At 72.6% G+C, this 23561-nt stretch carries 22 protein-coding genes and 2 pseudogenes; 16 read left to right on the top strand and 8 right to left on the bottom strand.

The genetic code is table 11. The features are described from left to right. The first annotated feature begins 597 nt into the window (after positions 1 to 597). Together FRAQA3DRAFT_RS26745 and FRAQA3DRAFT_RS26740 are read left to right on the top strand one after the other, a co-directional pair. On the top strand, positions 598 to 4389 hold the full coding sequence (locus FRAQA3DRAFT_RS26745; protein ID WP_035921569.1) for a multifunctional oxoglutarate decarboxylase/oxoglutarate dehydrogenase thiamine pyrophosphate-binding subunit/dihydrolipoyllysine-residue succinyltransferase subunit: 3792 nt from the start codon (positions 598 to 600) through the stop codon (positions 4387 to 4389). Positions 4390 to 4566: 177 nt separating this feature from the next. Continuing rightward, the gene (locus tag FRAQA3DRAFT_RS26740) at positions 4567 to 4746 is read left to right on the top strand and encodes a DUF6104 family protein (protein ID WP_009742177.1); all 180 of its coding nucleotides are present in this window, start codon (positions 4567 to 4569) and stop codon (positions 4744 to 4746) included. Between the two features lie 30 nt (positions 4747 to 4776). Here FRAQA3DRAFT_RS26740 and FRAQA3DRAFT_RS26735 read toward each other — a convergent pair whose 3' ends face one another. Further along, positions 4777 to 5751: a zinc-binding dehydrogenase gene (locus FRAQA3DRAFT_RS26735; protein ID WP_009742176.1), complete on the bottom strand. Its 975-nt coding sequence runs from the start codon at positions 5749 to 5751 to the stop codon at positions 4777 to 4779. A gap of 215 nt (positions 5752 to 5966) precedes the next feature. On the opposite strand from FRAQA3DRAFT_RS26735, the gene FRAQA3DRAFT_RS26730 reads away from it, so the two are divergent. Next, a complete protein-coding gene (locus tag FRAQA3DRAFT_RS26730) occupies positions 5967 to 6194 on the top strand; it encodes a hypothetical protein (RefSeq protein WP_232291783.1) in 228 nt (75 codons plus the stop codon). 147 nt (positions 6195 to 6341) lie between these two features. On the opposite strand, the gene FRAQA3DRAFT_RS26725 is transcribed toward FRAQA3DRAFT_RS26730, so the two are convergent. After that, positions 6342 to 7571 (bottom strand): NADP-dependent malic enzyme, encoded by a 1230-nt coding sequence (locus tag FRAQA3DRAFT_RS26725; RefSeq protein ID WP_009742174.1) that lies wholly within the window; start codon positions 7569 to 7571, stop codon positions 6342 to 6344. Between the two features lie 577 nt (positions 7572 to 8148). Between FRAQA3DRAFT_RS26725 and FRAQA3DRAFT_RS33735 the strand changes: the two are divergent. Both FRAQA3DRAFT_RS33735 and FRAQA3DRAFT_RS37740 read left to right on the top strand, forming a co-directional pair. Then, positions 8149 to 8436, top strand: a pseudogene (locus FRAQA3DRAFT_RS33735) (transporter substrate-binding domain-containing protein); the annotation flags it as partial. Positions 8437 to 8713: 277 nt separating this feature from the next. After that, a pseudogene (locus tag FRAQA3DRAFT_RS37740) lies at positions 8714 to 8827 on the top strand (amino acid ABC transporter permease); the annotation flags it as partial. Positions 8828 to 8935: 108 nt separating this feature from the next. On the opposite strand, the gene FRAQA3DRAFT_RS26715 reads toward FRAQA3DRAFT_RS37740, so the two are convergent. Further along, positions 8936 to 9529 carry an RNA-guided endonuclease TnpB family protein gene (locus FRAQA3DRAFT_RS26715; RefSeq protein ID WP_369809381.1) on the bottom strand — a complete coding sequence of 198 codons (594 nt, stop codon included), beginning with the start codon at positions 9527 to 9529 and terminating at the stop codon, positions 8936 to 8938. Between the two features lie 200 nt (positions 9530 to 9729). Between FRAQA3DRAFT_RS26715 and FRAQA3DRAFT_RS26710 the strand changes: the two genes are divergently transcribed. From FRAQA3DRAFT_RS26710 to FRAQA3DRAFT_RS26695, 4 genes are all read left to right on the top strand, one after another. Beyond that, positions 9730 to 10356 (top strand): dTDP-4-dehydrorhamnose 3,5-epimerase family protein, encoded by a 627-nt coding sequence (locus FRAQA3DRAFT_RS26710; protein ID WP_009742173.1) that lies wholly within the window; start codon positions 9730 to 9732, stop codon positions 10354 to 10356. Then, entirely contained in the window at positions 10353 to 10922 is a 570-nt protein-coding gene (locus FRAQA3DRAFT_RS26705; RefSeq protein ID WP_009742172.1) for a GNAT family N-acetyltransferase, read from the top strand. The genes FRAQA3DRAFT_RS26710 and FRAQA3DRAFT_RS26705 overlap by 4 nt, the downstream gene beginning before the upstream one ends. Before the next feature lie 364 nt (positions 10923 to 11286). Further along, positions 11287 to 11823 (top strand): anti-sigma factor, encoded by a 537-nt coding sequence (locus tag FRAQA3DRAFT_RS26700; protein WP_009742171.1) that lies wholly within the window; start codon positions 11287 to 11289, stop codon positions 11821 to 11823. Then, on the top strand, positions 11820 to 12797 hold the full coding sequence (locus FRAQA3DRAFT_RS26695) for an RNA polymerase sigma factor SigF (RefSeq protein WP_009742170.1): 978 nt from the start codon (positions 11820 to 11822) through the stop codon (positions 12795 to 12797). Before FRAQA3DRAFT_RS26700 ends, FRAQA3DRAFT_RS26695 begins: the two co-directional genes overlap by 4 nt. A gap of 59 nt (positions 12798 to 12856) precedes the next feature. Here FRAQA3DRAFT_RS26695 and FRAQA3DRAFT_RS26690 read toward each other — a convergent pair whose 3' ends face one another. Continuing rightward, positions 12857 to 13390, bottom strand: a complete 534-nt coding sequence (locus tag FRAQA3DRAFT_RS26690; protein ID WP_009742169.1) for a hypothetical protein — start codon at positions 13388 to 13390, stop codon at positions 12857 to 12859. A gap of 325 nt (positions 13391 to 13715) precedes the next feature. Here FRAQA3DRAFT_RS26690 and FRAQA3DRAFT_RS26685 point away from each other — a divergent pair, with 325 nt between their 5' ends. Continuing rightward, entirely contained in the window at positions 13716 to 14711 is a 996-nt protein-coding gene (locus FRAQA3DRAFT_RS26685) for a diacylglycerol kinase family protein (RefSeq protein WP_035921564.1), read from the top strand. 192 nt (positions 14712 to 14903) lie between these two features. Here the strand turns inward: FRAQA3DRAFT_RS26685 and FRAQA3DRAFT_RS26680 are convergent, their stop codons facing one another. After that, entirely contained in the window at positions 14904 to 15683 is a 780-nt protein-coding gene (locus FRAQA3DRAFT_RS26680; RefSeq protein WP_009742167.1) for a glycerophosphodiester phosphodiesterase, read from the bottom strand. Between the two features lie 537 nt (positions 15684 to 16220). On the opposite strand from FRAQA3DRAFT_RS26680, the gene FRAQA3DRAFT_RS26675 reads away from it, so the two are divergent. Further along, positions 16221 to 16469, top strand: coding sequence for a WhiB family transcriptional regulator (locus FRAQA3DRAFT_RS26675; RefSeq protein ID WP_009742166.1), 249 nt, complete (start codon positions 16221 to 16223; stop codon positions 16467 to 16469). A 381-nt stretch (positions 16470 to 16850) separates the two neighbouring features. Here FRAQA3DRAFT_RS26675 and FRAQA3DRAFT_RS26670 read toward each other — a convergent pair whose 3' ends face one another. Next, positions 16851 to 18311 carry a sensor histidine kinase gene (locus FRAQA3DRAFT_RS26670; protein ID WP_009742165.1) on the bottom strand — a complete coding sequence of 487 codons (1461 nt, stop codon included), beginning with the start codon at positions 18309 to 18311 and terminating at the stop codon, positions 16851 to 16853. 145 nt (positions 18312 to 18456) lie between these two features. Between FRAQA3DRAFT_RS26670 and FRAQA3DRAFT_RS26665 the strand changes: the two genes are divergently transcribed. The 3 genes from FRAQA3DRAFT_RS26665 (at position 18457) to bioB (ending at position 21851) form a co-directional block, all read left to right on the top strand. Next, the gene (locus FRAQA3DRAFT_RS26665; protein ID WP_051054647.1) at positions 18457 to 19668 is read left to right on the top strand and encodes an 8-amino-7-oxononanoate synthase; all 1212 of its coding nucleotides are present in this window, start codon (positions 18457 to 18459) and stop codon (positions 19666 to 19668) included. Next, positions 19665 to 20381: a dethiobiotin synthase gene (bioD, locus tag FRAQA3DRAFT_RS26660; RefSeq protein ID WP_009742163.1), complete on the top strand. Its 717-nt coding sequence runs from the start codon at positions 19665 to 19667 to the stop codon at positions 20379 to 20381. The genes FRAQA3DRAFT_RS26665 and bioD overlap by 4 nt, the downstream gene beginning before the upstream one ends. 402 nt (positions 20382 to 20783) lie before the next feature. Further along, positions 20784 to 21851 (top strand): biotin synthase BioB, encoded by a 1068-nt coding sequence (gene bioB, locus FRAQA3DRAFT_RS26655; RefSeq protein WP_009742162.1) that lies wholly within the window; start codon positions 20784 to 20786, stop codon positions 21849 to 21851. 64 nt (positions 21852 to 21915) lie between these two features. Here the strand turns inward: bioB and FRAQA3DRAFT_RS38985 are convergent, their stop codons facing one another. Continuing rightward, a complete protein-coding gene (locus tag FRAQA3DRAFT_RS38985) occupies positions 21916 to 22110 on the bottom strand; it encodes a hypothetical protein (protein WP_009742161.1) in 195 nt (64 codons plus the stop codon). A 125-nt stretch (positions 22111 to 22235) separates the two neighbouring features. After that, positions 22236 to 22466 carry a biotin/lipoyl-binding carrier protein gene (locus FRAQA3DRAFT_RS26650; protein WP_009742160.1) on the bottom strand — a complete coding sequence of 77 codons (231 nt, stop codon included), beginning with the start codon at positions 22464 to 22466 and terminating at the stop codon, positions 22236 to 22238. Positions 22467 to 22625: 159 nt separating this feature from the next. On the opposite strand from FRAQA3DRAFT_RS26650, the gene FRAQA3DRAFT_RS26645 reads away from it, so the two are divergent. Together FRAQA3DRAFT_RS26645 and FRAQA3DRAFT_RS38980 are read left to right on the top strand one after the other, a co-directional pair. Continuing rightward, a complete protein-coding gene (locus FRAQA3DRAFT_RS26645; protein ID WP_232291782.1) occupies positions 22626 to 23441 on the top strand; it encodes a DUF5317 domain-containing protein in 816 nt (271 codons plus the stop codon). 32 nt (positions 23442 to 23473) lie between these two features. Then, the gene (locus FRAQA3DRAFT_RS38980) at positions 23474 to 23548 is read left to right on the top strand and encodes a 50S ribosomal protein bL37 (protein ID WP_369299096.1); all 75 of its coding nucleotides are present in this window, start codon (positions 23474 to 23476) and stop codon (positions 23546 to 23548) included. Positions 23549 to 23561: the final 13 nt, after the last annotated feature.

The following is a 23561-nucleotide window of genomic DNA, read 5'->3' as shown; positions in this document are numbered from 1 at the left end:
TGGCGACCGCAGGTGCGGCGGCGCGACGGGCGCGGCCGGCGCCACGGCGCCACGGCGGGCGGCGGGCGGCGGGCGGCGGTCTCGCCGACGAAGACCCCGTCCCGGTGCGGGCGGACACCTGCGGGCGGGCACCGCGGACACGGGTAGGTCCGAACAGCAGAATCGCCCCGGCGGATCCGCCGGGGCGAGCTGCACGATTGCCAACTAAGTAGACGCCGGCCCGCCAGGTCGCCTCACGGGCGTAGGTCGCTCGAAGCGACATTTATCGGGTCCGGGGGCCATGATGCGGGCCGGCGTCACTCAGCTTAACGGATGGACCGCCCCGGGTGTTCCCCGCACTGGAAACCGGACGAACGGCCCGGATCGAGAGGGGCGATCGCCAAGCCCGATGGGCCACCCTCCGTGCCTGACCGACCACACCAATACCGGCAGAGTGGACAGCAGGGTGACATCGGGCCGGCACGTACAGTGCCTGTGACCCGACTGGGCGAGGCCGCCCCTGCCCTGGGTGTCCAGAGCGGGTAGCCTGAGCAGACGGTGGCAGAAGGGCCTTTCGGAGGCCGTGAAGTGAGACCGTGGATAGAGGCGAATGGCCCCGTGACAGCACCGACGGTTCCTGCGTCAGGACCTGACTTCGGACCCAATGAATGGCTGGTCTTCGAGATCTACCAGCAGTTTCTCGAAGATCCGCAGAGCGTGTCGCCGGAGTGGCAGGAGTTCCTCTCCGACTACCGGCCCACCGCGCCGCCGGCCAGCCCCGGCGCGCCTGCCGGGGAGGTGGCACCAAGCGGGACTTCACCCGACGGTGAGGTCTCCCACACGGCGCCGCCCGCGGCGAAGCCTACCCCGCCCGCGGTGCCGGCGCCCGTGCCCACTCCGGCCCCGCCCGCGAAGCCCGTCACGCCCGCAACCCCCGCGCCCGCAACCCCCGCGCCCGCGAAGCCGGCTGCCGCCAAGCCCGCCGCGGCCGCCAAGCAGCCGGCACCCGCCCCCGCTGGCGCCGAGGGGCCGGCCACCACGCCGCTGCGCGGCGCGGCCGCCCGCGTGGTCAGCAACATGGAGACCTCGCTGCACGTCCCGACCGCCACGTCGGTCCGGGCGTTCCCGGCGAAGCTGCTCGCGGACAACCGCATCGTCATCAACCGGCACCTGGCCCGCTCGAGCGGCGGCAAGGTGTCGTTCACGCACATCATCGGCTACGCGATGGTCAAGGCGCTGGCCAACCACCCGGCCATGAACGCCTTCTACACCGAGATCGGCGGCAAGCCGGCGCTCGTCCAGCCGGAGCACGTCAACCTCGGGCTCGCCATCGACCTGGTGACCCCGAAGGGGCGCCAGCTCGTCGTGGCCGCGGTGAAGAAGGCCGAGACGCTGGACTTCAACCAGTTCTGGGTGGCTTATGAGGACCTGGTCCGCCGCGCTCGGGCGAACAAGCTGACCACCGACGACTTCACCGGCGTCACCATCAGCCTGACCAACCCCGGCGGCATCGGCACGGTGCACTCGGTGCCCCGGCTGATGGAGGGCCAGGGCACGATCATCGGCGTCGGCGCGATGGAGTACCCGGCCGAGTTCTCCGGCGCCGCGGCCAACACGCTGGCCAGGCTCGCGATCTCCAAGACGATCACGCTGACCAGCACGTACGACCACCGCATCATCCAGGGCGCCCAGTCCGGCGAGTACCTGCGCCGGATGCACCAGCTCCTGCTGGGCGAGGACGGCTTCTACGACGAGATCTTCCGGTCGCTGCGGGTGCCGTACGAGCCCATCCGCTGGGTCGCGGACATGCCCGTGGTGCACGAGGGCGATCTCGACCACAACGCCCGGGTGCTGGAGCTGATCCACGCCTACCGGGTGCGCGGTCACCTGATGGCCGACACCAACCCGCTCGAGTTCGCCATCCGCAGCCACCCCGACCTGGACATCATCAGTCACGGGCTGACGCTGTGGGACCTCGACCGGGAGTTCGCCGTCGGCGGGTTCGCGGGCCAGCGGACGATGTCGCTGCGCGACGTGCTCGGCGTCCTGCGCGACTCGTACTGCCGCCGGGTCGGCATCGAGTACATGCACATCCAGGAGCCCGACGAGCGGGCCTGGATTCAGGCCCGGGTCGAGCGGGCCGCGGAGCGCCCGGACCCGGCCGAGCAGCTGCACGTGCTGGAGCGCCTCGGCGCCGCGGAGGCGTTCGAGTCCTTCCTGCAGACGAAGTACGTCGGCCAGCGCCGGTTCTCGCTGGAGGGCGCCGAGTCGACGATCCCGACGCTCGACGAGGTGCTGGAACGCTCCGCCGACGCGGGCATGGACGAGGTCGTCATCGGCATGGCCCACCGCGGCCGGCTGAACGTGCTCGCCAACATCGTCGGCAAGTCCTACCGGCAGATCTTCGCCGAGTTCGAGGGTCACCTCGACCCGCAGACGGCGCACGGCTCCGGCGACGTGAAGTACCACCTGGGCGCGGAGGGCGTGTACACCGGCCGCGAGGGGCGCAAGGTGCCCGTCTCGGTCGTGGCGAACCCGTCGCACCTGGAGGCCGTCGACCCGGTCACCGAGGGCGTCGTCCGGGCCAAGCAGGACATCCTGGACAAGGGCACGGCCGGCTTCACCGTCCTGCCGGTCCTCGTCCATGGCGACGCCGCGTTCGCCGGCCAGGGGGTCGTCGCCGAGACGCTGAACCTCTCCCAGCTGCGCGGCTACCGCACCGGCGGCACCATCCACCTGGTCATCAACAACCAGGTCGGGTTCACCACGTCGCCCGAGTCGAGCCGGTCGTCGGTGTACGCCACCGACGTCGCCCGGATGGTCCAGGCGCCGATCTTCCACGTCAACGGGGACGACCCCGAGGCGTGCGTGCGGGTGGCGGCGCTGGCCTTCGAGTACCGCCAGGCGTTCCACAAGGACGTCGTCATCGACCTGCTCTGCTACCGCCGGCGCGGCCACAACGAGATGGACGAGCCGTCGTTCACCCAGCCGCTGATGTACGACACCATCGCCAGCAAGCGCTCGGTGCGCAAGCTCTACACCGAGGCGCTGATCGGCCGCGGGGACATCACCCGCGACGAGGCCGAGCAGGCGATGAAGTCCTACCGCGCGGAGCTGGAGAAGGCGTTCGCGCAGACCCGGGACACCACCCCGTCCGGCGCCGCGCCGCAGCCGCGGATCGTCACCACGCCGGAGGAGGCGGCCGCGGCCGCCGCGGTCAGCACCGCGGTCTCCGCCGAGGCCGTCAAGAAGGTCGTCGACACCCAGGTCACCCTGCCCGACGGCTTCACCGTCCACCCGCGGCTGCGCCCGCAGATCGAGCGGCGCGCCCAGATGGTCGAGACCGACACGATCGACTGGGCGCTCGCCGAGACCCTGGCGTTCGGCACCCTCATGCTCGACGGCCGGTCGATCCGCCTGACCGGGCAGGACAGCCGCCGCGGCACCTTCGGCCAGCGGCACGCCGTGCTGGTCGACCGGCACAGCGCCGAGGACCACACCCCGCTGCGGACGCTGCGCTACGGCGTCGACGGGACCGAGACCAACGACGGCGTCGGCACCTTCTACGTCTACGACTCGCTGCTCAGCGAGTTCGCGGCGATGGGTTTCGAGTACGGCTACGCGGTTGCCCGGCCGGACATGCTGGTGCTCTGGGAGGCGCAGTTCGGCGACTTCGCCAACGGCGCCCAGTCGATCATCGACGAGTTCATCAGCGCGGGCGAGGCGAAGTGGGGCCAGCGCTCGGCACTGGCGCTGCTGCTCCCGCACGGTTACGAGGGCCAGGGGCCGGACCACTCCTCCGCCCGCATCGAGCGGTTCCTGTCGCTGTGCGCGGACAACAACATGACGGTCTCGGCGCCGTCGTCGCCCGCCAGCTACTTCCATCTGCTGCGCCGGCAGACCCTCTCGCCGGTGCGGCGTCCGCTGGTCGTCTTCACGCCCAAGTCGATGCTGCGGCTGAAGGCCGCCACCTCGACGGTGGCGGAGCTGACCGAGGGTAGCTGGCAGCCGGTGATCCCCGACGACTTCGTCACCGACCCGTCGACGGTCCGCCGGGTGCTGCTCTCGGCCGGCAAGGTCTACTACGACCTGGCCGCCGCCCGGGGCAGGCACGACGACGCCGAGCGGTTCGCGCTGCTGCGGGTCGAGCAGCTCTACCCGACTCCCGGGCCGGAGCTGGCGAAGGCGCTCGAGCGCTACCCGAACCTGACCGACGTCGTCTGGGTGCAGGAGGAGCCGGCGAACCAGGGCGCCTACCCGCACATGGCGCTCAACCTCGGCGAGTTCCTGCCCGGCGGGATCCGCCTGCGCCGGATCTCCCGGCGGGCGGCGGCGGCGCCGGCGTCGGGTTCGTCTCGGGTGCACGAGCGCGAGCAGCAGGCCCTCGTCGAGGCCGCGTTCGAGGACTGACCCACCACCGGGCGGCACCCCCACCGGGCAGCCGCCGGGTACGCATCGACGGAGATCGACAAGGATGACGGACGGTCCCGGCCCCGCCGGGACCGTCCTGTCCTGACCCGGCCGGCCTGCCCCCTGGTCCGGCTGGGCAGCGGGACGCGGGCGCCGTCGGGGACGATGGGAGCGGGGATGTACTTCACCGATCGGGGCATCGAGGAACTCGCCGACCGCCGCGGCGCGGAGACGGTGACCTACGAGGGGCTCGCCGACTCGCTGCGGGCGTTCGTCGACGTCCACCCGGAGTTCGAAGAGGCCGTCGAACGCCTCGCCACCTGGCTGGCGCGCCCCGACGACGACGCCGATCTCTGACCCTCTGGCGCTGCCCCCTGGCGGGGCCGCTCACGGCGTAAGGATCAGCTTGCCGAAGACGTCCCCGTCGGCGAGCTGCTCGAACGCCGCGCGCGCCGCGGACAGCGGGCGCACCTCCTGCACCGGCGGTCGGACACCGGTGCGCTCCAGGAAGGCGAGCAGGTCGACGAGTTCCTCCCGGCTGCCCATCGTGGAGCCGACGACCGACAACTGCAGGAAGAAGATCCGGGTGAGCTCGGCCGGCGGGTTCGGGCCGCTGGTCGCGCCGGAGACGACGATGCGGCCCCCGGGCCGCAGGGACCGGACCGAATGGCTCCAGGTGGCGGCGCCGACCGTCTCGATGACGGCGTCGACCCGCCGCGGTAGCCGGGCGCCGGACTCGAACACCTCGTCGGCGCCGAGGGCCGCGGCCCGCGTGCGCTTGCCCTCGTCGCGCGAGGTGACGAACACGGTGTGCCCCGCGGCCTTACCGATCAGCAGGGCGGCGGTCGCCACCCCGCCACCCGCACCCTGGACGAGCAGCGTCCCGCCGCCGCTGGCGGGCAGGCCGGCCCGGGACACCACCATCCGGTAGGCGGTGAGCCAGGCGGTCGGCAGGCACGCCGCCTCCTCCCAGGACAACCCGGCCGGCTTCGGGACGAGATTGCGCCGGGGCACCGCGACCCGCTCGGCGAGGGTGCCCGGGTGCAGCTCGGACAGTAGGGTTCGCCGCGGGTCCAGCGTCTCGTCGCCGCCCCCCGCCGCCGGATCACCGATCACCGCATGCACGATGACCTCCTCCCCCTCGGCGGTCACCCCGGCGGCGTCACAGCCGAGGATCATCGGGAGGCGGTCGGCCGGCAGACCCACTCCACGCAGACTGAAGAGGTCGTGATGGTTCAGCGAGGCGGCTCGCACCGTGACGGTGACCCACCCGTCCGCGGGCGCGGGCTCAGGCTGCTCGCCGACGGACAGACCAGCGAGAGGGGCATCGGGATGCAGGGAGACCGCGGCGGCTGCGAGCACCCCTCGAACCTACGGCCGCCCGATCCCAGGCGCGAGCGACCCTGGCCAGCCGCGACTCCGATTCCGACTCCGATGCCGATTCCTACACCGATTCTGACGAACAGGGATCATCCGCCCCGGCCCGCGCGTCCCCGGGTCCGTTGTGCTGAACTCATCGCCGTGGTTACGACAAGCGTGGACGGTGCGGTGGACAGATCGTGGTGACCCGGGATGACATGCCAGAGACGCCCGGTCGCCGCGGGGCGCATCGGCGGCTGGGCTGGCGCCGCCGGCGGGTTGTCCCGATCGCGGAGGCACCCGCCACGGTCATCATCGATGGCACGCCGGTCATCACCGTCATGTCGGCGGACTTCGTCTGCTGCTCCTACAAGGGCTGCGGGACGCTGCGCCCGCTGGACGACGCCGTCGAGAACCGGCCCTGCCAGGGGTGCGGCCGGGTCTGACCGGGTCCCGTGCGGCCGCACCAGCCACGTCAGCCGCACCCAGCCACGTCAGCCGCACCAGCCCACGCAGACGGCTCGGGGACCCCGCAGGCAGATGATGCCTGCGGGGTCCCCGGCAGCTACGGACGCTGACAGCTACGGACGCTCTCAGCGGCGGGCGACCCCGTCGGCCCGGGCGGCCGCGGCGACCGCCGCGGAGACGGCCGGGGCCACCCGGGCGTCGAACACGCTCGGGATGATGAGGTCCTCGGCGAGCTCGTCGGCGATCACGTCGGCGAGGGCCTTGGCGGCGGCGAGCTTCATGCCCTCCGTCACCCGGCTGGCCCGCACGTCGAGCGCACCGCGGAACACGCCGGGGAACGCCAGCACGTTATTGATCTGGTTGGGGTAGTCGCTGCGCCCGGTGGCCACGATCCGGGCGTACTTGTGGGCGATCGCGGGCTCCACCTCGGGGTCCGGGTTCGCCATCGCGAAGATGATCGCCTCGGGGGCCATGGTGGCGACCGCCTCCTCCGGCACCTGCCCGGAGGACAGGCCGAGGAAGACGTCGGCGCCGCTCAGCGCGTCGGTGATCGAGCCGGTCAGGCCGGCGCGGTTGGTCTCGGCGGCGAGCGCGGCCTTGACCGGGGTGAGGGCGTCGCGGCCGGGGTAGATGATGCCGCGGCTGTCACCGACCGCGATGTCGCCGATGCCGGCGGCCAGCAGGATGCGGGTCACCGCGACTCCGGCCGCACCCGCGCCGGACACCACGGCACGCAGGTCGCCGAGGGTGCGCCCGGTCAGCTTGGCGGCGTTCTCCAGCGCGGCCAGGGCGACGATCGCGGTGCCGTGCTGGTCGTCGTGGAAGACCGGGATGTCGACGCGGTCCTGCAGGAGGCGCTCGATCGCGAAGCACCGCGGCGCCGAGATGTCCTCCAGGTTGATCCCGCCGAAGCTCGGCGCGAGCCGGACGACGGTCTCGACGATCTCCTCGACGTCGGTGCAGTCGAGCGCGAGCGGGACGGCGTCGACACCACCGAAGTGCTTGAACAGCGCCGCCTTGCCCTCCATGACCGGCAGGGAACCCGCGGGACCGATGTCACCGAGGCCGAGCACGGCGGTCCCGTCGGTGACGACGGCGACGGTGTTGGCCCGCCAGGTGTAGTCGTCGGCGAGAGCCGGCGTCTCGGCGATCGCCGTGCACACCCGCGCGACCCCGGGAGTGTAGGCCAGCGAGAGGTCCTCGCGGTTCTCCAGCGGGACGGTGAGCGCAACGCCGATCTTCCCGCCGCGGTGCAGGGCGAAGGCGGGATCGTCGTCGGACGGTCGCGGGCTGACCCCGGCCAGTTCCGACGCGGCGGTGGAGTCGATGGTCGAGTGGTCAGTGGTTGCGGTCACGGAGATTGCTCCTCGGACATGCCGCCGGTGGCCCCTCGGGCGATCGTGGTACCACCTGGGCGGCGCTACAAGACGCCCGCCCTCCATGCGTGCCGTGTCCGCGGGAGGGCGGGCCTGAGCGGTCCCACCCCATGACGTGTGGTGATCATGAAGCGGGACGAGCGCCCGGGGGTTGCCCGGGGTTACATCCAATATCGCACGCCGACCCGGTCCAGCTCACGCGGAAGGTTCGCCCACGATGAACCTCTGACGAACCTCACCACAAACGAAACATGTCGACACGGAGCGGGCGCGCGAGCGTAGCGGAGACGTCACATGATCAGGATTGGGTGCACTCGGACACCGTCCACGTCACATAACGCCTCACCCGATCCAGAAGGTCATCAGTGCACAGCGGCGTTTTCCGTCATGATGCGAGGATATCCGCCCTGGTCATGAGCCTCGCTCTGCCGACGATCGCGGCGGGCTGTGGCGATGACGACTCCGACTCCGCCGCCACGCCGGCGACGACGACCGCCACCGACAGCGTCATCGCAGGTCAACTACCCCAGAGCAGCCGCGACAAGGGACGCTCACGGTGGCCACCGCCCCGTCCTACGCCCCGAACGAGTTCTTCGACACGGACGGGAAAAGCATCATCGGAATGGATATCGACCTGGGCCGCGCACTCGGCGGTGTCCTGGGTCTCAAGGTCCAGCCCACGCAGGTGGTCTTCGACTCGGTCCTGCCCGGTCCCGCCTCCGGCCGATATGACATCGGCATGTCGTCCTTCACCGACACCTTGGAGCGGGAGAAGCAGGTCGACTTCGTGACCTACTACTCCGCGGGTACCTCCTTCATGACCCGCGGCCAGGGTGGGGCGGAGGTCGCCTCGCCGGACGACCTGTGTGGGCACACGGTGGCGGTGCAGACCGGCACCACCAGAAGGACTCGGGGCTGCCCGCTCCGTTGCGCGCCGCCATGGCCAAGCCGATCGACGCAGTGCCGCTGCGCCATCCCGGCCGGTGGGCGGCCGGTGTGGTCATCCTGGTGTTCGCCGCGATGGGGGCGCCCTCCTTCGTCAGCTTGGCCTCGTCACCAGTCCGGACTTCCAGTGGGGCACCGTCGGCGACTACCTGTTCGCCGAGCCGGTGCCACGCGGCATGTGGGCCACCGTCTGCCTGACGGTCATCGCGATGGCGATCGGGATCGGCGGCGGAGTACTGCTCGCCATCCTGCGGATGTCGCCGAACCCGGTCGTGGCCGGCCCCGCCTGGCTGTACATCTGGTTCTTCCGGGGCACGCCGCTGCTGGTACAGATCCTGTTCTGGAGCTTCATCGGCGCGCTGTACCGTTGCGTTCCGGTGAGCTTTGACGCTCACCGGTCACGCTGCCGTCCCGTGCGGGGCGGCGCTCCCGGTCTGACCGGCCGAAGCCGGGCCGGGTTCCCGTTTCATGGCCACCCGCTCACCGGAGTGGGGCTTACGGTCGGCTCCACGGGCGTTTTCCGTCTCCGACGCACTGCCGGCGACGAGGCTGCGCAGGTTGACCGCGGCGTTCAGGTCACGGTCGAGGACCAGCCCGCAGGACTGGCAGGTGAAGGTGCGCTCGGCCAGGGTCAGGCTTGGGTTTCGCCAGCCGCAGCCGGAACAGGTCTTCGAGCTTGGATACCACCGGTCCGCGACGACCAGCGTCGATCCGTACCAGCCGGTCCTGTAAGCCAGCTGGCGGCGGACCTCGGCCATCCCGGTGTCGGCGACGGCGCGGGCGAGGCGCCGGTTACGGACCATCCCGGCGACATGCAGATCCTCGACGACGACCGTGACGTGGGTTTTCGCGAGCCGGGTCGGGAGTGTGTGCAGCCCGTCGCGGCGCTGGCTCGCGACGCGGGCGTGGATGCACGCCAGCGCGGCGGCCCGCGTGCGGTGCCCGGCGCTGCCAAAGCTTCGACGCTGTCGAAGGTGCTCCAGCCCTACCACCCGAACCCGAAGACGAGCCCCACCGCCTGGGAGGGGGTCACCCCCGACGGCCGACGCGGGCACCGCCGACTCCGGTACGCGACACCGGTCGCACCACCGGAGCCGGCGCTCCGCAAGAGCCACACCTGCGCGCCAACGCGCACCGGCCCAACGGTCCGGCCTGCTGGGAGACGCTCGGTCGAACCGGTACCTTCGCTCTCGTGGAGATCAGCGAACTATCGGTTCCGGACGCCTGGGTGTTCACCCCGCGTCAGCACTCCGACAGCCGCGGGACCTTCCTGGAGTGGTTCCGCTCCGACGCGCTTGCCGAGGTCGTGGGCCATCCGCTGACCCTGTCGCAGGCCAATCACAGCGTCAGCCGGGCCGGGACGCTCCGTGGCGTGCACTACGCTCAGGTGCCACCCAGCCAGGCGAAGTACGTGACGTGCGTACGCGGGCGGGTGCTCGACTGCGTGGTCGACATCCGCACCGGATCGCCAACGTTCGGCACCTTCGCCTCGGTCCTGCTCGACGACGTCGACCGGCGGGGCCTGTACGTCTCGGAGGGCCTGGGGCACGCGTTCATGGCGCTCACCAACGACGCGGCGATCTCCTACCTGTGCTCGACGTCCTACACTCCCGGCCGCGAGCACGGCGTCAACCCGCTCGACCCCGATCTGGCCCTGCCCTGGCCCGACGACCTCACGCCGCTGCTGTCGGAGAAGGATGCCGCGGCCCCCTCGCTCAAGGAGGCCGAGTCGGCGGGCCTGCTGCCGGCCTACCGCGACTGCCGGGCCTTCTACGACGAGCTACGCGCCGCCGGCGCCACGGCGGGCGGCTCGCGATGATCCGGGTGGCCGGCCCGGGGGACGTCGAGGTCGTCCTGGAGCTGGTCCGGGAGCTCGCCGCCTACGAGCGCGAGCCGGACCGGGTCGCCATGACCCCGGCCGATCTGCACGCCGCTTTGTTCGGCCCCGTTGCGGCCGCCTACTGCCTGGTCGCCACGGCCGACGAGCCAGCCGGGGGTGCCACCCCGGTCGGGGGTGCACCCCCGACCGGGGTGGCGCATCCGCCGCCGGTCGTGGGCTTCGCGATCTGGCATCCGACCTTCTCCACCTGGACCGGCCAATCTGGCATGTACCTGATCGACCTGTTCGTGCGGCCGGAGCACCGCCGCGGCGGCCACGGCCGGGCCCTGCTCGCCGCCCTCGCCGCGGTCTGCGTCGAACGGGGCTACCGGCGGCTGGAATGGGCCGTGCTCGACTGGAACACGCCGGCGCAGGCGTTCTACCGCTCGCTGGCGGCGCAGCCGCTGACCGGGTGGTCGACCTGGCGGGTGGACGGCGACGCCCTCACCGACCTCGCCGCCCTGGCCCGCCCGCGCCCCGGTGCCGTCACCGCCGGTCCGGGCTGATCCGGCTTGATCCGATCCGGCTCGGGGCGTGATCCGTCCCGCTCGTCCAGTTCCGAGGCCCCGCGTGCCGCGGCCGGCCGGCGGCCGGCGAGCCGCGTGGGGGGCCGGCCGCGACCACTTGCGATCACCCGACCTGCGGGACCCACCAGCGGCTGGGTACGGTGGAGGTGGTGGCCGTCGCGGGTCGCCGACGGAGCGGATCCCATCTGGCCATGAGGGACGTCACGGCCGCCGTGGGGATGCTTTACACCGTCGGCGGGCGGGAAGGCCCTCATCCACAACATCATCGTTCGGCCGGCTCCGGCCGGCGGACCACCCGCGAGGGTTCCTCCTCGCACTACGCAGGCTCTTTGGGGGTAGGAACGTGGATCCGACGCCTTCGACCGGCGGCGCGGAGAACTCCGACACCATCGACAGCCAAACCGCCCACTCCGGCGGACTGCGCGACGTCGTCGCGCTCACCCTGCCCGCGGCCAGCGCGTACCTAACCGTCCTGCGCACCGCCACGGCGTCCCTCGCGGCCCGGCTCGACTTCACCCTCGACGACATCGAGGACCTGCGGATCGCCGTCGACGAGGCGTGCGCGCTGCTGCTCGTCTCGGCGGTGCCCGGATCGTCGCTCGACTGCACCTTCACGCTCTCGCCCGGAGTGATGCACGTTCTGGTGACGGTCGAGAGCCTCGACGGCGAGCCCCCCTCGGAGGACACCTTCGCCTGGACGGTGCTCAAGGCCCTCGCGGGCGGTGTCGAGACCTCGACGGGCCCGGACAACAAGGTGAGCATCACGCTGCAGAAGCGCCGGGGCGTGCGGGCGGATCTCGGCGAGCCCCCGGCGGGGCACGTCCGCGGATCGGGCGCGGCCGACGAGACACCATTGGGTGACGCGGTAGGTACATCGTGACGTCGACCGGCAGAACCCCGACGCCGCCCCGGACGGCAGCCGGCCAGGACACGCCCGCGGTCGACCCGGTGGCCGCGCTGAGCCAGCGGGGAGCCGCACTGGACGAACACCCCGCCGAGCGCGGCCAGGACCGCGACCTCGGCGCCGAGGTCGCGGTCCAACCGCTGCCGAGCACCGAGGGCGAGGGTGAACGCGAAAGCACCGACCGCGCCCACTCTCCCGACCGGGCGATGGCCCGCGCGCTGTTCGTGCGCCTCGCCGAACTGCCCGAGGGCGACGCGGAGCGCGCCGCCATCCGCGACCAGCTCGTCCGGATGCACCTGCCGCTGGTGGAGTACCTCGCCCGGCGCTTCCGCAACCGGGGTGAGCCGCTCGACGACCTCGTCCAGGTCGCCACGATCGGCCTGATCAAGTCGGTGGACCGGTTCGACCCGGAGCGCGGGGTGGAGTTCTCCACCTATGCCACCCCGACGATCGTCGGCGAGATCAAGCGGCATTTCCGCGACAAGGGCTGGGCGATCCGGGTTCCCCGCCGGTTGCAGGAGCTCAAGCTCTCGCTGACGAAGGCGACCTCCGAGCTGTCCCAGACGCTCGGACGCTCACCCACGGTGAGCGAGATCGCCCGGCATCTGCAGATGAGCGAGGAGGACGTCCTCGAGGGGCTGGAATCGGCCAACGCCTACTCGGCGGTCTCCCTCGACGCGCCGGACTCCGGTGACGACGAGGCTCCCGCCGTCGCGGACACCCTGGGCGTCCAGGACGAGTCCCTGGAGGGCGTGGAGTACCGCGAGTCACTCAAGCCGCTGCTGGAGAAGCTCCCGGCGCGGGAGAAGCGCATCCTGCTCCTGCGCTTCTTCGGCAACATGACCCAGTCTCAGATCGCCACCGAACTCGGCATCTCCCAGATGCACGTGTCCCGGCTGCTGGCCCGCACCCTGGCCCAGCTTCGCCGCGGCCTGCTCGAGGACGGCTGACCCCGACGGCCGGCTGGCGCGCCGCCTAAGAGTCGACGCCGCCTAAGAGTCGACGCCGATCAGGGACGCCGCGGCCCGCGGGGGACGCGCCGGCCGTCGCTGCGGCCTGCATCCCCGTCCTCGTCCCGCCCCACGGGGGTAGCGGGGCCGCGGGCGTCGGGCGCCGACGGACCGAACCCACCCGAGGCCAGCAGGGCCACGACGATCACGAGCGGGACGACGAGCAGCGGGATGCCGTAGCCGTAGTCGCCGGCCTGCAACAACCCCCACGCCACCGGCAGGCACAGGATCTGGACGACGAGCGTGGGCGACCGGTAGGACGCGCCGCGCCGCAGCACTCCCGCGGCCAGCACCGCCACGCCCGCGGCACCGAGGATCGCGAGCACCCCGCCGGTCTCGGCGCGCCCGACGTCATCGATGTCGGAGCCGAATCCGCGCAGCACCTGCAGGACGCCCAGCGCCAGCAGGACGAGCGCCTCGGCGGCGAGCAGGACGCTGGCCACCCAGGCCGGCACGGACGCCGTGCGCGCGGCCTCGCGCAGCCCGTCGAACCGGCCGCCGGCCGGCCGCTCGGGACGGCTCGTGGATCCCATGGTCCTGACACTACGTCCCCGAAAGGTCAGACCGGTCTCCCGAAAGGTCAGACCGGTCCCCCTAAGCGCCAGAACGGTCCCCCTAAGCGCCAGACCGGTCCCCCTAAGCGCCAGACCGGTCCCTCCAAGGCCGGCGGGCGGGGCACCTCGCCGTTCGCGTCACGCGACTCCCCCGCACGCCCGATCAGGACGATTGATACCGATCGGTGGCCGGGACCGGGATCCGGCGGTCGCGATGGCGCGGGCGCCCAGACCCCCCGGTTTCACCGATGTGAGAGTTTTCCCAGCCGCCGCCCGGGATGGGCGGGCGGACTACGGTAGAGGCATGCGAGGGCTGCTGGTCGTCAACCCCGTCGCCACCACCACAACCGAACGTGTTCGTGACGTCCTCGCCAGCGCGCTTGCGGCGGACGTTGCCATGGAGACCGTGTTCACCAAGGGCCGGGGCCACGGGGTCGAGCTGGGGGCGCGGGCCGTCGAACTCGGCGTCGACGTGGTGATCGCGCTCGGCGGGGACGGCACCGTCAATGAGATCACCAACGGGCTGCTCCAGAACGGCCCGCTCCAGGACGGGCCGGCGCTCGCGGTGGTGCCGGGCGGCAGCACGAACGTGTTCGCCCGCGCCCTGGGATATTCGGCCTCGCCGGTCGAGGCAACCGGCGAGCTGCTGGACGCGCTGCGCGAGGGGCGCAGCCGTCGGATCAGCCTCGGCCAGGCCGAGTACGGCGGCGAGAGCCGCTGGTTCACGTTCTGCTTCGGCATCGGCCTGGACGCGCGGGTGGTCGCGCGGGCCGAGGAGAAGCGGCGCAAGGGCCGGCGTAACACCGCCGGTCTGTTCCTGCGGACGGCGGCGGGCCAGGTGACCCGCGGCGCCGACCGGGGCGCCTCGCCCATCACCTTGGAGACGACCGACGCCCACAGCCTTCCCACCGGGGCCGTGGCTGGCGGGAATGCGGCTGACGGCGAGGCAGCCGAGAGCGCCGAGGAGCGCATCGCCCTCGGCATCGTCTGCAACACCCGCCCGTGGACCTACCTGAACTCCCGCCCCGTGCTGGCCTGCCCGGAGGCGTCGTTCGACACCGGGCTGGACCTGCTGGCGCTGCGCCGGGTGCGGCTGTCCAGCGTGCTGCGCACGGCCTCGCAGATCCTGGGGGACGGGCGCGGCCCGCGCGGGCGCAACGTCGTGCGCCGCCACGACGCGGCCACGATGCGGTTCCTCGCGGATCACCCGCTGCCGCTGCAGATGGACGGCGAGTATCTCGGCGAATACGCCGAGGTCGCGCTCACCCACCACCCGCACGCCCTGCGCGTCATCGCCTGACCGCCCGGCTTTCCGCCTGACCGCTCGGCTCCGGCCCACCGTGGGTCGGCCGTACCCGGTCCACCGCGTTCCTCCCGTGATCGTTCGTGTACGGAGTCGTGCCGAGATCCGGGTACGGCTTGTGCCCGAAATGCTGTATTTATCCCTCTGCACGATCTGCGCGCTGCCTGGCCGGCGGCGGCCCGTCTCGACTCAGCCGTCCTGCGTCGCACCCGCGCCGGGCGAGGCGTCCGGGGCACCGAGGGCTCGGCGGACCTCGGCCGGGTCGTCGCAGATCGCCCCGGCAACCCCTGCGTCCCGTAGCTGGCGCGCGGCGTCGACGGCGGTGACCGTCCACGTCACCAGGCGCACGCCGGCCTGCCGGGCGCGGGCGCCCGCGTCCGGCGAGCCGAGCACGGCGCTGGTGTGGGCGTGCAGCTCGGCGTGGCCCGCGGACCGGGCGTAGGCGAGGCCGCCGCTGACGGACATCCGCGGCATCGTCAGGAACGCCGTCGTGACCGCCAGCTCCGCGTCGCGCAGGGCCTCGATGGCGAACCAGTCGAACGACGACACGGTGATGCCGCCGGCGCCGGCGTCGAGGTCGGCCACGGTGGGCCGAGGGCCCGTCCAGCCCCGGGCACGCAGCCGCTCGGCGAGGGCCCGCGCCGTGCGCTCCCGCGGGGCGTCGAAGTCGGGCTGGCCGGGCTGGTTCTTGATCTCGCAGATCAGCCGGCCGCGACCGGCCCAGACCTCGAGGATCTCGTCGAGCAGCGGGATGCCCCGGGCGCGCAGCGCCTCGGTGGATTGGCGGACGACCGCCCGCCCGGCGGGCCGGGACAGCCGGGCGTCGTGCACGCACATCAGGTCCCCGTCGGCGCTGCGGCGGACGTCGATCTCGACGCCGTCCGCGCCGGCCCGCAGCGCCGCGTCCACCGCCTCGACCGTGTTCTCCGGGCCGGGGATCCTGCTACCGCGATGACCGAGAACCTCCATGACCCAACCCTGCCATCTCCGGCGGGCCGAGCGTGTCATGGCAGGCGGGGAGGACGCCGCCCAGCGCGGCCGGAGTAACCCGGATGCGCGCAGAGGAACACCGATGCCCAGATGGCATGACCCCGGTCGCTTGATCGGGAAGAACCCGCCGTGCGCCTTGCGGACGGCCCCGACGGCGGTCGGGTCATGCCACCGCATCCCCTGTCAACCAGGACTTCTGTGGCGCTTCAGCAACCGTCGGAGACGGTCGCACCCCGTGGCCCATCTGTGTCCCTGCCGGACAAGTGCAGGCCAGACAGGGTGTGAAGACGGTTGCAGGTTCTTGCGCCCCTGCCCGTTCCGGTGGGAGGGTGGCGAATGTCCGAGGTGGATGCACGTGCACCCGGGCTCACCGACAGCCAGGAACCCGCTCCACGGCCCGCCGCCGGGGCCGAGCAGACATCCTGCTCATTTAATTTTCATCCGCGGCACAACCGTAGCGGCTCGCAAAGCGTCTCATGTGCAGTGTGGCCCGAGACGAGAGAGGGAGTTGGACGCATGGACTGGCGCCACAGAGCGCTCTGCCGTGACGAGGATCCCGAGCTCTTCTTCCCGATCGGTACTACCGGTCCGGCGGAACGCCAGGTCGAAGAGGCAAAGGCCGTTTGCGCGCGGTGCGCAGTCACTAGTGACTGCCTGAACTGGGCACTGGACACCGGGCAGGACTCCGGCGTCTGGGGCGGATTGAGCGAGGACGAACGCCGGGCGCTCAAGCGCCAGGTCCGTCTGCGGGTGCGAACCGCCTGAGTGCTCGACCCCCGGTGGCCGAGCGCCAAGGACCGGGGAGCACGAAGGACGTGCCACGTCCGCATCACCACAACCACCCGCGGTAGATCCTGCCCGCCGGACCTCGCACCATCGGCGGACCACAGCGGTCCCCGCACGACGCCACGCCATGACCCGTGCCCTGGCACGGGGGTGGCGGGCAGCAGCATCGGCCGTTCTGTCCGCGCGTCCGCCGCAGCGATGCGGCGCGACGCGGACGGGGCGGCCGTAATGTTTTCGGCCCCCGCCGCGGCGCCCGGGCGGCCGGCCGCGAGCCCCACCCACGGGCGCGGCGCATCGCCACACCGACCGCGAACGAGGGACACATCCTGGGGGATACCCCCGCGCGCGCACCTTAAACACTCAACTTTCAGAAAGTGGGATGGACAGGAGCGCCTCGGTCCCTCGCTCCGGACCGGCCTGCAACCGGATGGTGCCGTGCATCTCACCGAGCACGAGCTGGCGGACGATCTGCAGCCCCAGCCGGGGCGAGTGCTCGAGCTGGAAGTCCTCCGGCAGGCCGGCCCCGTCGTCGGCGACGACGACGTCGAGCCGGTCCACCGCACGCTGCACGCGGATCTCGATCGAGCCCGCCGAGCCATCGAACGCATGTTCTACAGCATTCTGCAGAAGCTCCGAAAGCACAAGGGCCAGCGGGGTGGCGAGTTCGCCGGGCAGCCGCCCGAAGGACCCCGACCGGCGGGTGTTCGCCCGCGCGCCGGTGGACGCCAGGTCGACGGTCACCGACGTGATCTGGTCGGCGATCTCGTCGAACGGCACGCTCTCTCCCAGGCTCTGCGACAGCGTCTCGTGCACGACCGCGATCGAGGTCACCCGCCGCACCGACTCCCGCAGGGCCGACCGCGCCTCGTCGACCTTGGTACGGCGCATCTGCAGCCGCAGCAGGGCGGCCACCGTCTGGAGATTGTTCTTGACCCTGTGATGGATCTCACGGATCGTGGCATCCTTGCTCAGCAGCAGCGCCTCCCGCCGGCGCAGGTCCGAGACGTCCCGGACGAGGACGAGCACCTCCCGCGTGGCGCCGGGGAACAGCGGGATCGCCCGCAGCATCACCACCGTGCTGCCGACCGCGGCCTCGACCTCCACCGGTCGGCGCCGGCCGATCGCGTGCCAGACGGCGGGCGTGGTCGCGGGCAGGTTCAGCGCCCGGTGCACCGTGCGCAGGTCCTCACCGGTGACGTTGCCGGTGTATCCGAGCCGGCGGTACGCCGACAGCGCGTTCGGGCTGGCGAAGATCACTTTGCCGGCGCCGTCCAGCCGCATCATCCCGTCGCCGACCCGGGGCGACTCGGGCAGCTCGGCCGAGCTCCCGCGGAACGGGAAGGCGCCCTCGGCGACCATCAGGGCCAGGTTGTTCGCGCCCTGTAGGTAGGAGGACTCCAGGTCGCTGGGGGTGCGAGGATTGACCAGGTTGGTGTCCCGGGCGAGCACGGCGATGACCTCGTCACCGTGGCGGACCGGGATCGCCTCCGTGCGCACCGGCACCCCGCCGTCCCACTCGGGTTCGCCCTCGCGGGCGATGCGGTGTTCCCGCCAGGCGTTCTGGACCACCCACCGGTTGATGACGACGCTGCCGACCTCGTCGTTGTGGTACGCGGTCGGGCCGGTCGTGGGTCGGACCTGGGCCACGACGAGGAACTCGGTCCCGCTGGTATGGCCCCGGCCCGAGCCCGAACCGGAACGGACGGGCACGAGGAGCAGCAGGTCAGCGAAGGAGAGGTCGGCGAGCAGAGCCCAGTCCGCGACGAGCGCGTGCAGGTGGTCGATGTCGTCGTCGCTGAGATCCGTGCTCGCGCGCAGCATGTCGGCGAGGGTTCCCACGGGTCGCAGACTGCCAGACGGACCGGGGCTGTGAGCTGGCGGGCACCCCCGCGGTACCGTCCGGACCCGTACGCTCGCCGTCGTGACCGTCGACAACGCCACCGCGGCCGTGGTTCCCGATACGCGCATGGAGTCGCAAACCGCCACGAGCGTAGCGAATACCACCACGGAGCCCACCGGCGGGCCGCCCACCGCCGATCCGCTCGCCTGGCTCGCCGATCATGCCCGGGCCCGGGAGGACGCCGGCCTGCGCCGCCGGCTGCACCCACGCACCCTGGCGCCGGCCGCGGGCGACTCCCGGCTACGCGTCGACCTCGCCGGCAACGACTACCTCGGTCTCGGCGGCCATCCCGCGGTCGTCGAGGGGGCTGCGCGCGCCCTGCGGGCGTGGGGCACGGGGTCCACCGGCAGCCGGCTGGTGACCGGGTCGACCGCCCTGCACGGCGAGCTGGAGGCGGCCCTCGCCGAGCACGTGGGCTTTGCCGAGGCGCTGGTCTTCTCCTCCGGCTACACGGCGAACCTGGGCTGCCTGACCGGGCTGGCCGGCCCCGGTGACCTGATCGTCTCTGACGCGCTCAACCACGCCTCGATCGTCGACGCCTGCCGGCTGTCCCGGGCGCGGGTGGCCGTCACCCCGCACGGCGACGTCGCCGCCGTGGCCGCCGCCCTCGCCGCCGGCGGCTGGCGCCGCGCGCTCGTGGTGACCGAGTCGGTGTTCTCCGCCGACGGCGACGCCGCCCCCCTGGCCGAGCTGCACGCCACGGCCCGCGCGCACGGCGCGGTCCTCGTCGTCGACGAGGCGCACGGGCTCGGCGTGGTCGGCCCGGGCGGGCGCGGCGCGCTGGCCGCCGCCGGGCTCGCCGGCCAGCCGGACGTGGTGGCCACGGTCACCCTGTCGAAGGCGCTCGGCGGACAGGGTGGCGCGGTTCTCGGCACGACGGCCGTCCGCGAGCATCTCATCGACACGGCCCGCACCTTCATCTTCGACACCGGCCTCGCCCCGGCGAGCGCCGGCGGGGCGCTGGCGGCGCTGGTGCACCTGCGGGCCCATCCGGAGCTGCCCGCCGCGGTCCGGCGCCGGGCCGGCGAGCTCGCCGCGCTCACCGGGGCACCGCGCCCGGCCGGCGCGGTCGTCTCGGTCGTCGTCGGCGAGCCGGAGCCCGCGGTGGCCGCGGCGGCGACCTGCCTGGCGCACGGGGTGGCCGTCGGCTGCTTCCGGCCGCCGACGGTGCCCGCGGGCACGAGCCGGCTGCGGCTGGCCGCCCGCGCCGACCTCAGCGACGCCGACCTGGCAGTCGCGACCGAGGCGTTCGCCGCCGCCGGGGTGCTCGCCCGATGACGCTGCTGGTGGTCACCGGCACCGGCACCGAGGTCGGCAAGACGGTGGTGACCGCGGCGCTCGCCGCGCTCGCCCACGACCGGGGCCACGCCGTCGCGGTGGTCAAGCCGGCGCAGACCGGGGTGCGGCCGGACGAGCTGGGAGACGTCGATCTGGTCGCCAGCCTTGCCGGGATCAGCGACGTCCACGAGCTGGCCCGCTACCCCGACCCGCTCGCCCCGGCGGCCGCCGCCCGCCGAGCCGGGCGGCCCGCCGTCGACCTCGGCGATCTGGCGGCCCGGATCGGCAAGCTCGCCACCGACCACGACCTCGTCCTCGTCGAGGGGGCCGGCGGGCTGCTGGTGCGCTACGACGACAACGGCGCCACCCTGGCCGATCTCGCCCGGCTGCTCTCGGCGCCGGTGCTCGTCGTGACGACGGCGGGTCTCGGCGCGCTGAACGCGACCGCGCTGACCCTGGAGGCGCTGGCCCACCGCGGCCTCGACCTCGCCGGCGTCGTGATCGGATCCTGGCCGCGCGAGCCGGATCTGGCCTGCCGCAGCAACCTGGCCGACCTGGCCGAGCTGGCCGGCCGGCCGCTGGCCGGGGCCCTGCCGGCGGGCGCCGCCCTGCTGGGCCGGCCCGAGTTCCTCGCGACGGCCCGGCAGTCACTCGAACCCGCCCTCGGCGGTACCTTCCGTGCACAGCAGTTCCGTGAACGCCACCCCGTGTGAGGCCGTTTCCTTGCCTTTCCACAGCCCTGCGCGCCCGAATTGTCCCTATGGAAAGGCGAGGGAGTCGGGGCGGCGGCGGGAGACGGTGGCCGGTGACGGGGCGGCGCAGGGCGGCCTGCTCAGCGCGCCAGGGGCCGGACGGGTGACGAACGTGCCCGACGTCGCGCGGGAAAACAAGGCGGCGGAACGGGCCCGGGTTCGACAATGGATGCGCACTCCGACCGATCTGACGACACGCTGACCCGAGAAGACCCGACAAGCCGACCCGAGAAGACCCGACAAGCCGACCCGAGAAGACCCGACAAGCCGACCCGAGAGGCTGGTTCGACCAGCCCACCCGACGACGAGTCAACCCCGCACCGAGCGCATTTCCCCTGCCGACGTCCCGCCTGGAGGCCCCCTGTGACCGCACCCGTGACCGCGCACCCCGTTTCGGCGACGGTGTCCCCGCAGGCGCCGGCCGCCGCCGGGCCGGACCCGGCCGCCCTGCTCGCCCACGCCCGGCGTGAGGTGCTCGAGGGCGGGCGGGGACTCGACGAGGCGGGCGTGCTCGCCGTCCTGCGGCTGCCGGACGAGTACCTCAACGAGGCGCTGGCGCTCGCGCACGAGGTCCGGATGCGCTGGTGCGGGCCGGAGGTCGAGGTCGAGGGCATCATCAGCCTGAAGACGGGCGGCTGCCCGGAGGACTGCCACTTCTGCTCGCAGTCGGGCAAGTTCGACTCGCCGGTGCGCTCGGCGTGGCTCGACGTGCCCTCGCTGGTCGAGGCGGCCCGCCAGACCGCGGCGACCGGCGCCACCGAGTTCTGCATCGTCGCGGCCGTTCGCGGGCCCGACGCCCGGCTCATGTCCCAGGTCCGCGAGGGGGTCGCGGCCATCCGCGCGGCCGTCGAGATCAACATTGCCTGTTCGCTGGGCATGCTGACCCAGGAACAGGTCGACGAGCTCACCGAGCTCGGGGTGCACCGGTACAACCACAATCTCGAGACGTCCCGCTCGCACTTCCCCAAGGTCGTCACCACCCACAGCTGGGAGGAGCGCTGGGAGACCTGCGAGATGGTGCGCGCGGCCGGCATGGAGCTGTGCTGCGGCGCGATCCTGGGAGTCGGGGAGTCGCTGGAGCAGCGGGCCGAGCTCGCCGCCCAGCTCGCCGTCCTGGAGCCCGACGAGGTGCCGCTGAACTTTCTCAACCCGCGGCCGGGCACGCCCTTCGGCGACTACCCGCCGGTCGAGCCGCGCGACGCGCTGCGCGCCATCGCCGCGTTCCGCCTGGCCCTGCCCCGGACGATCCTGCGCTACTCGGGCGGCCGGGAGATCACCCTGGGCGACCTGGAGGCGCAGGGGATGCTCGGTGGCATCAACGCGGTGATCGTCGGGAACTACCTGACGACGCTGGGCCGGCCGGCCGAGTCCGACCTGAAGATGCTCGCCGACCTGAGCATGCCGATCAAGTCTCTGCAGGCCACCCTGTAGGACGCTGCCCGCCCCCGGCCGGCCCGCGCGCGGCGCGCGGGCTCTGGCCGGGGGCTGCGCGGATTCAGGCGTTGGTGGCCGTCATGAGGCCGTGCTCGGTGCAGCGCGCCGACCAGCCCGCCGGGGTCACCTGCACCACCATCCGCCGCCGGCAGACCCGGCAGTAACGCGGTGGTTCGAGCTCACGGGCCCGCGCGCACGCCTCATGACTGCCCACACTGGCCAACTGACCGCAACGGTCACAGAACGAAGCGTCCACGAACGTCAGCTTAGGGCATGGCGCGACCCAGCCCACAGCGGACAGCGGGGCCGGGCATCAAGCGGCTCGCGGCGGACCCCGGCGGGGTCGGCGACCGGGCCGAGTGGAGTGGGCCGAGCGGGGCTTCAGCCGGCGGCGACCGGCTCGACCACGGCGATCAGGTCGCCGTCCTGGACGACGTCGCCCTCCTGGACCGCGATCCGGGCGACCGTGCCGCCGTCCTCGCTGATCACCGGGATCTCCATCTTCATGGAGTCGAGGATGACGAGGGCGTCGCCGGCGGCCACCGGGTCACCCACACCGACGACGACCTTCCAGACGTTGGCCACCATCTCCGCGCGGACTTCCTCGACCATCGGGCTCCCTTCAGCGGCGGTTCGAACCTGCCAAGAGCCTAGTGCCACCGGTCACCCTGACCAATGCCCCTCGCCCACAGGTGTGTTCGCACCACAGCGCAGAGGCGACTCGACCGCCCGGTGTTGGGACTGTTTGCCGTAACCCCGCAGACTACGCATGTGCTCGTACTTCTCGTGCTGACCCTGGTGTGCGGGCTGGGCGTCGGCCTGGCCCGCGGCGGAACCCTCGGCGCCCTCGCCCGCGTCCATGTCCTGCGCCCGTGGTTGTTCGCCGCGGTGATCCTGGTACTGGCGGTGGGCGGGCTCGTCCCGGCTCTGCACAGCCCCGCCTGGATCGTGGCGGCGGTGCTCGCCGCGCTGTTCGCCGGGATGAACAACCGGCTGCCCGGACTCGGGCTGCTGGTGACCGGCATCATCGCCAACGCTGCCGTCATCACCGCGAACGGCGGGCAGATGCCGGTGTCGCTGTGGGGGGCCGACCGGGCCGGCGTCCCGATCGACGACATCCTTGCCTCGGCCTTTCACTCCCCCGCCGGGGATGGCACGAGCCTGCGGCTGCTCAGCGACATCATCCCGTTGCCCTTCCCGGGAGTGCCGGCGGTGGTGAGCATCGGCGACGTGGCGATCGCCGCGGCGCTCGGGCTGTTCGGGGCGGTGACCCCGGTGCGGGCGTGGCGCACGCTGCAGGCCCGGCGTCAGGGGGCGCTGACCGGCGCACCGCCGCCGGGATATGGCGGCGCGGACGGGCTGACCGGCTACGACGGGCACGCCGGTTGGGATGATCCCGACGACGATCCCTACACCAACGACCTGTTCGACGGCGACCCACCGGACAGCGATCCCGTGGCCGCCGCGGACGGGCAGGTCGGGCAGGTCGGGCAGGTCGACCGTGACGGGGACGACGGGGACGACGAGGGCGGGGGCGGCCACGCGGGCAGGTCGGTCACCACCCGCCGGCCCGGGCTGGCACGATGACTCCACATCCGACTGATGGAGGGGAGGACGCCATGGCGAAGAAGAAGCGCAAGCGGCGCGCGCGGGCCAAGAGCAAGGCCAACCACGGCAAGCGCCCGAACACCTGAGCAGCCCGGCGGG

This window comes from Frankia sp. QA3, from assembly GCF_000262465.1.
Lineage (GTDB): Bacteria > Actinomycetota > Actinomycetes > Frankiales > Frankiaceae > Frankia.
Note: the sequence above shows the minus strand (reverse complement) of the source record. Positions and strands in the feature narration are given on the sequence as shown.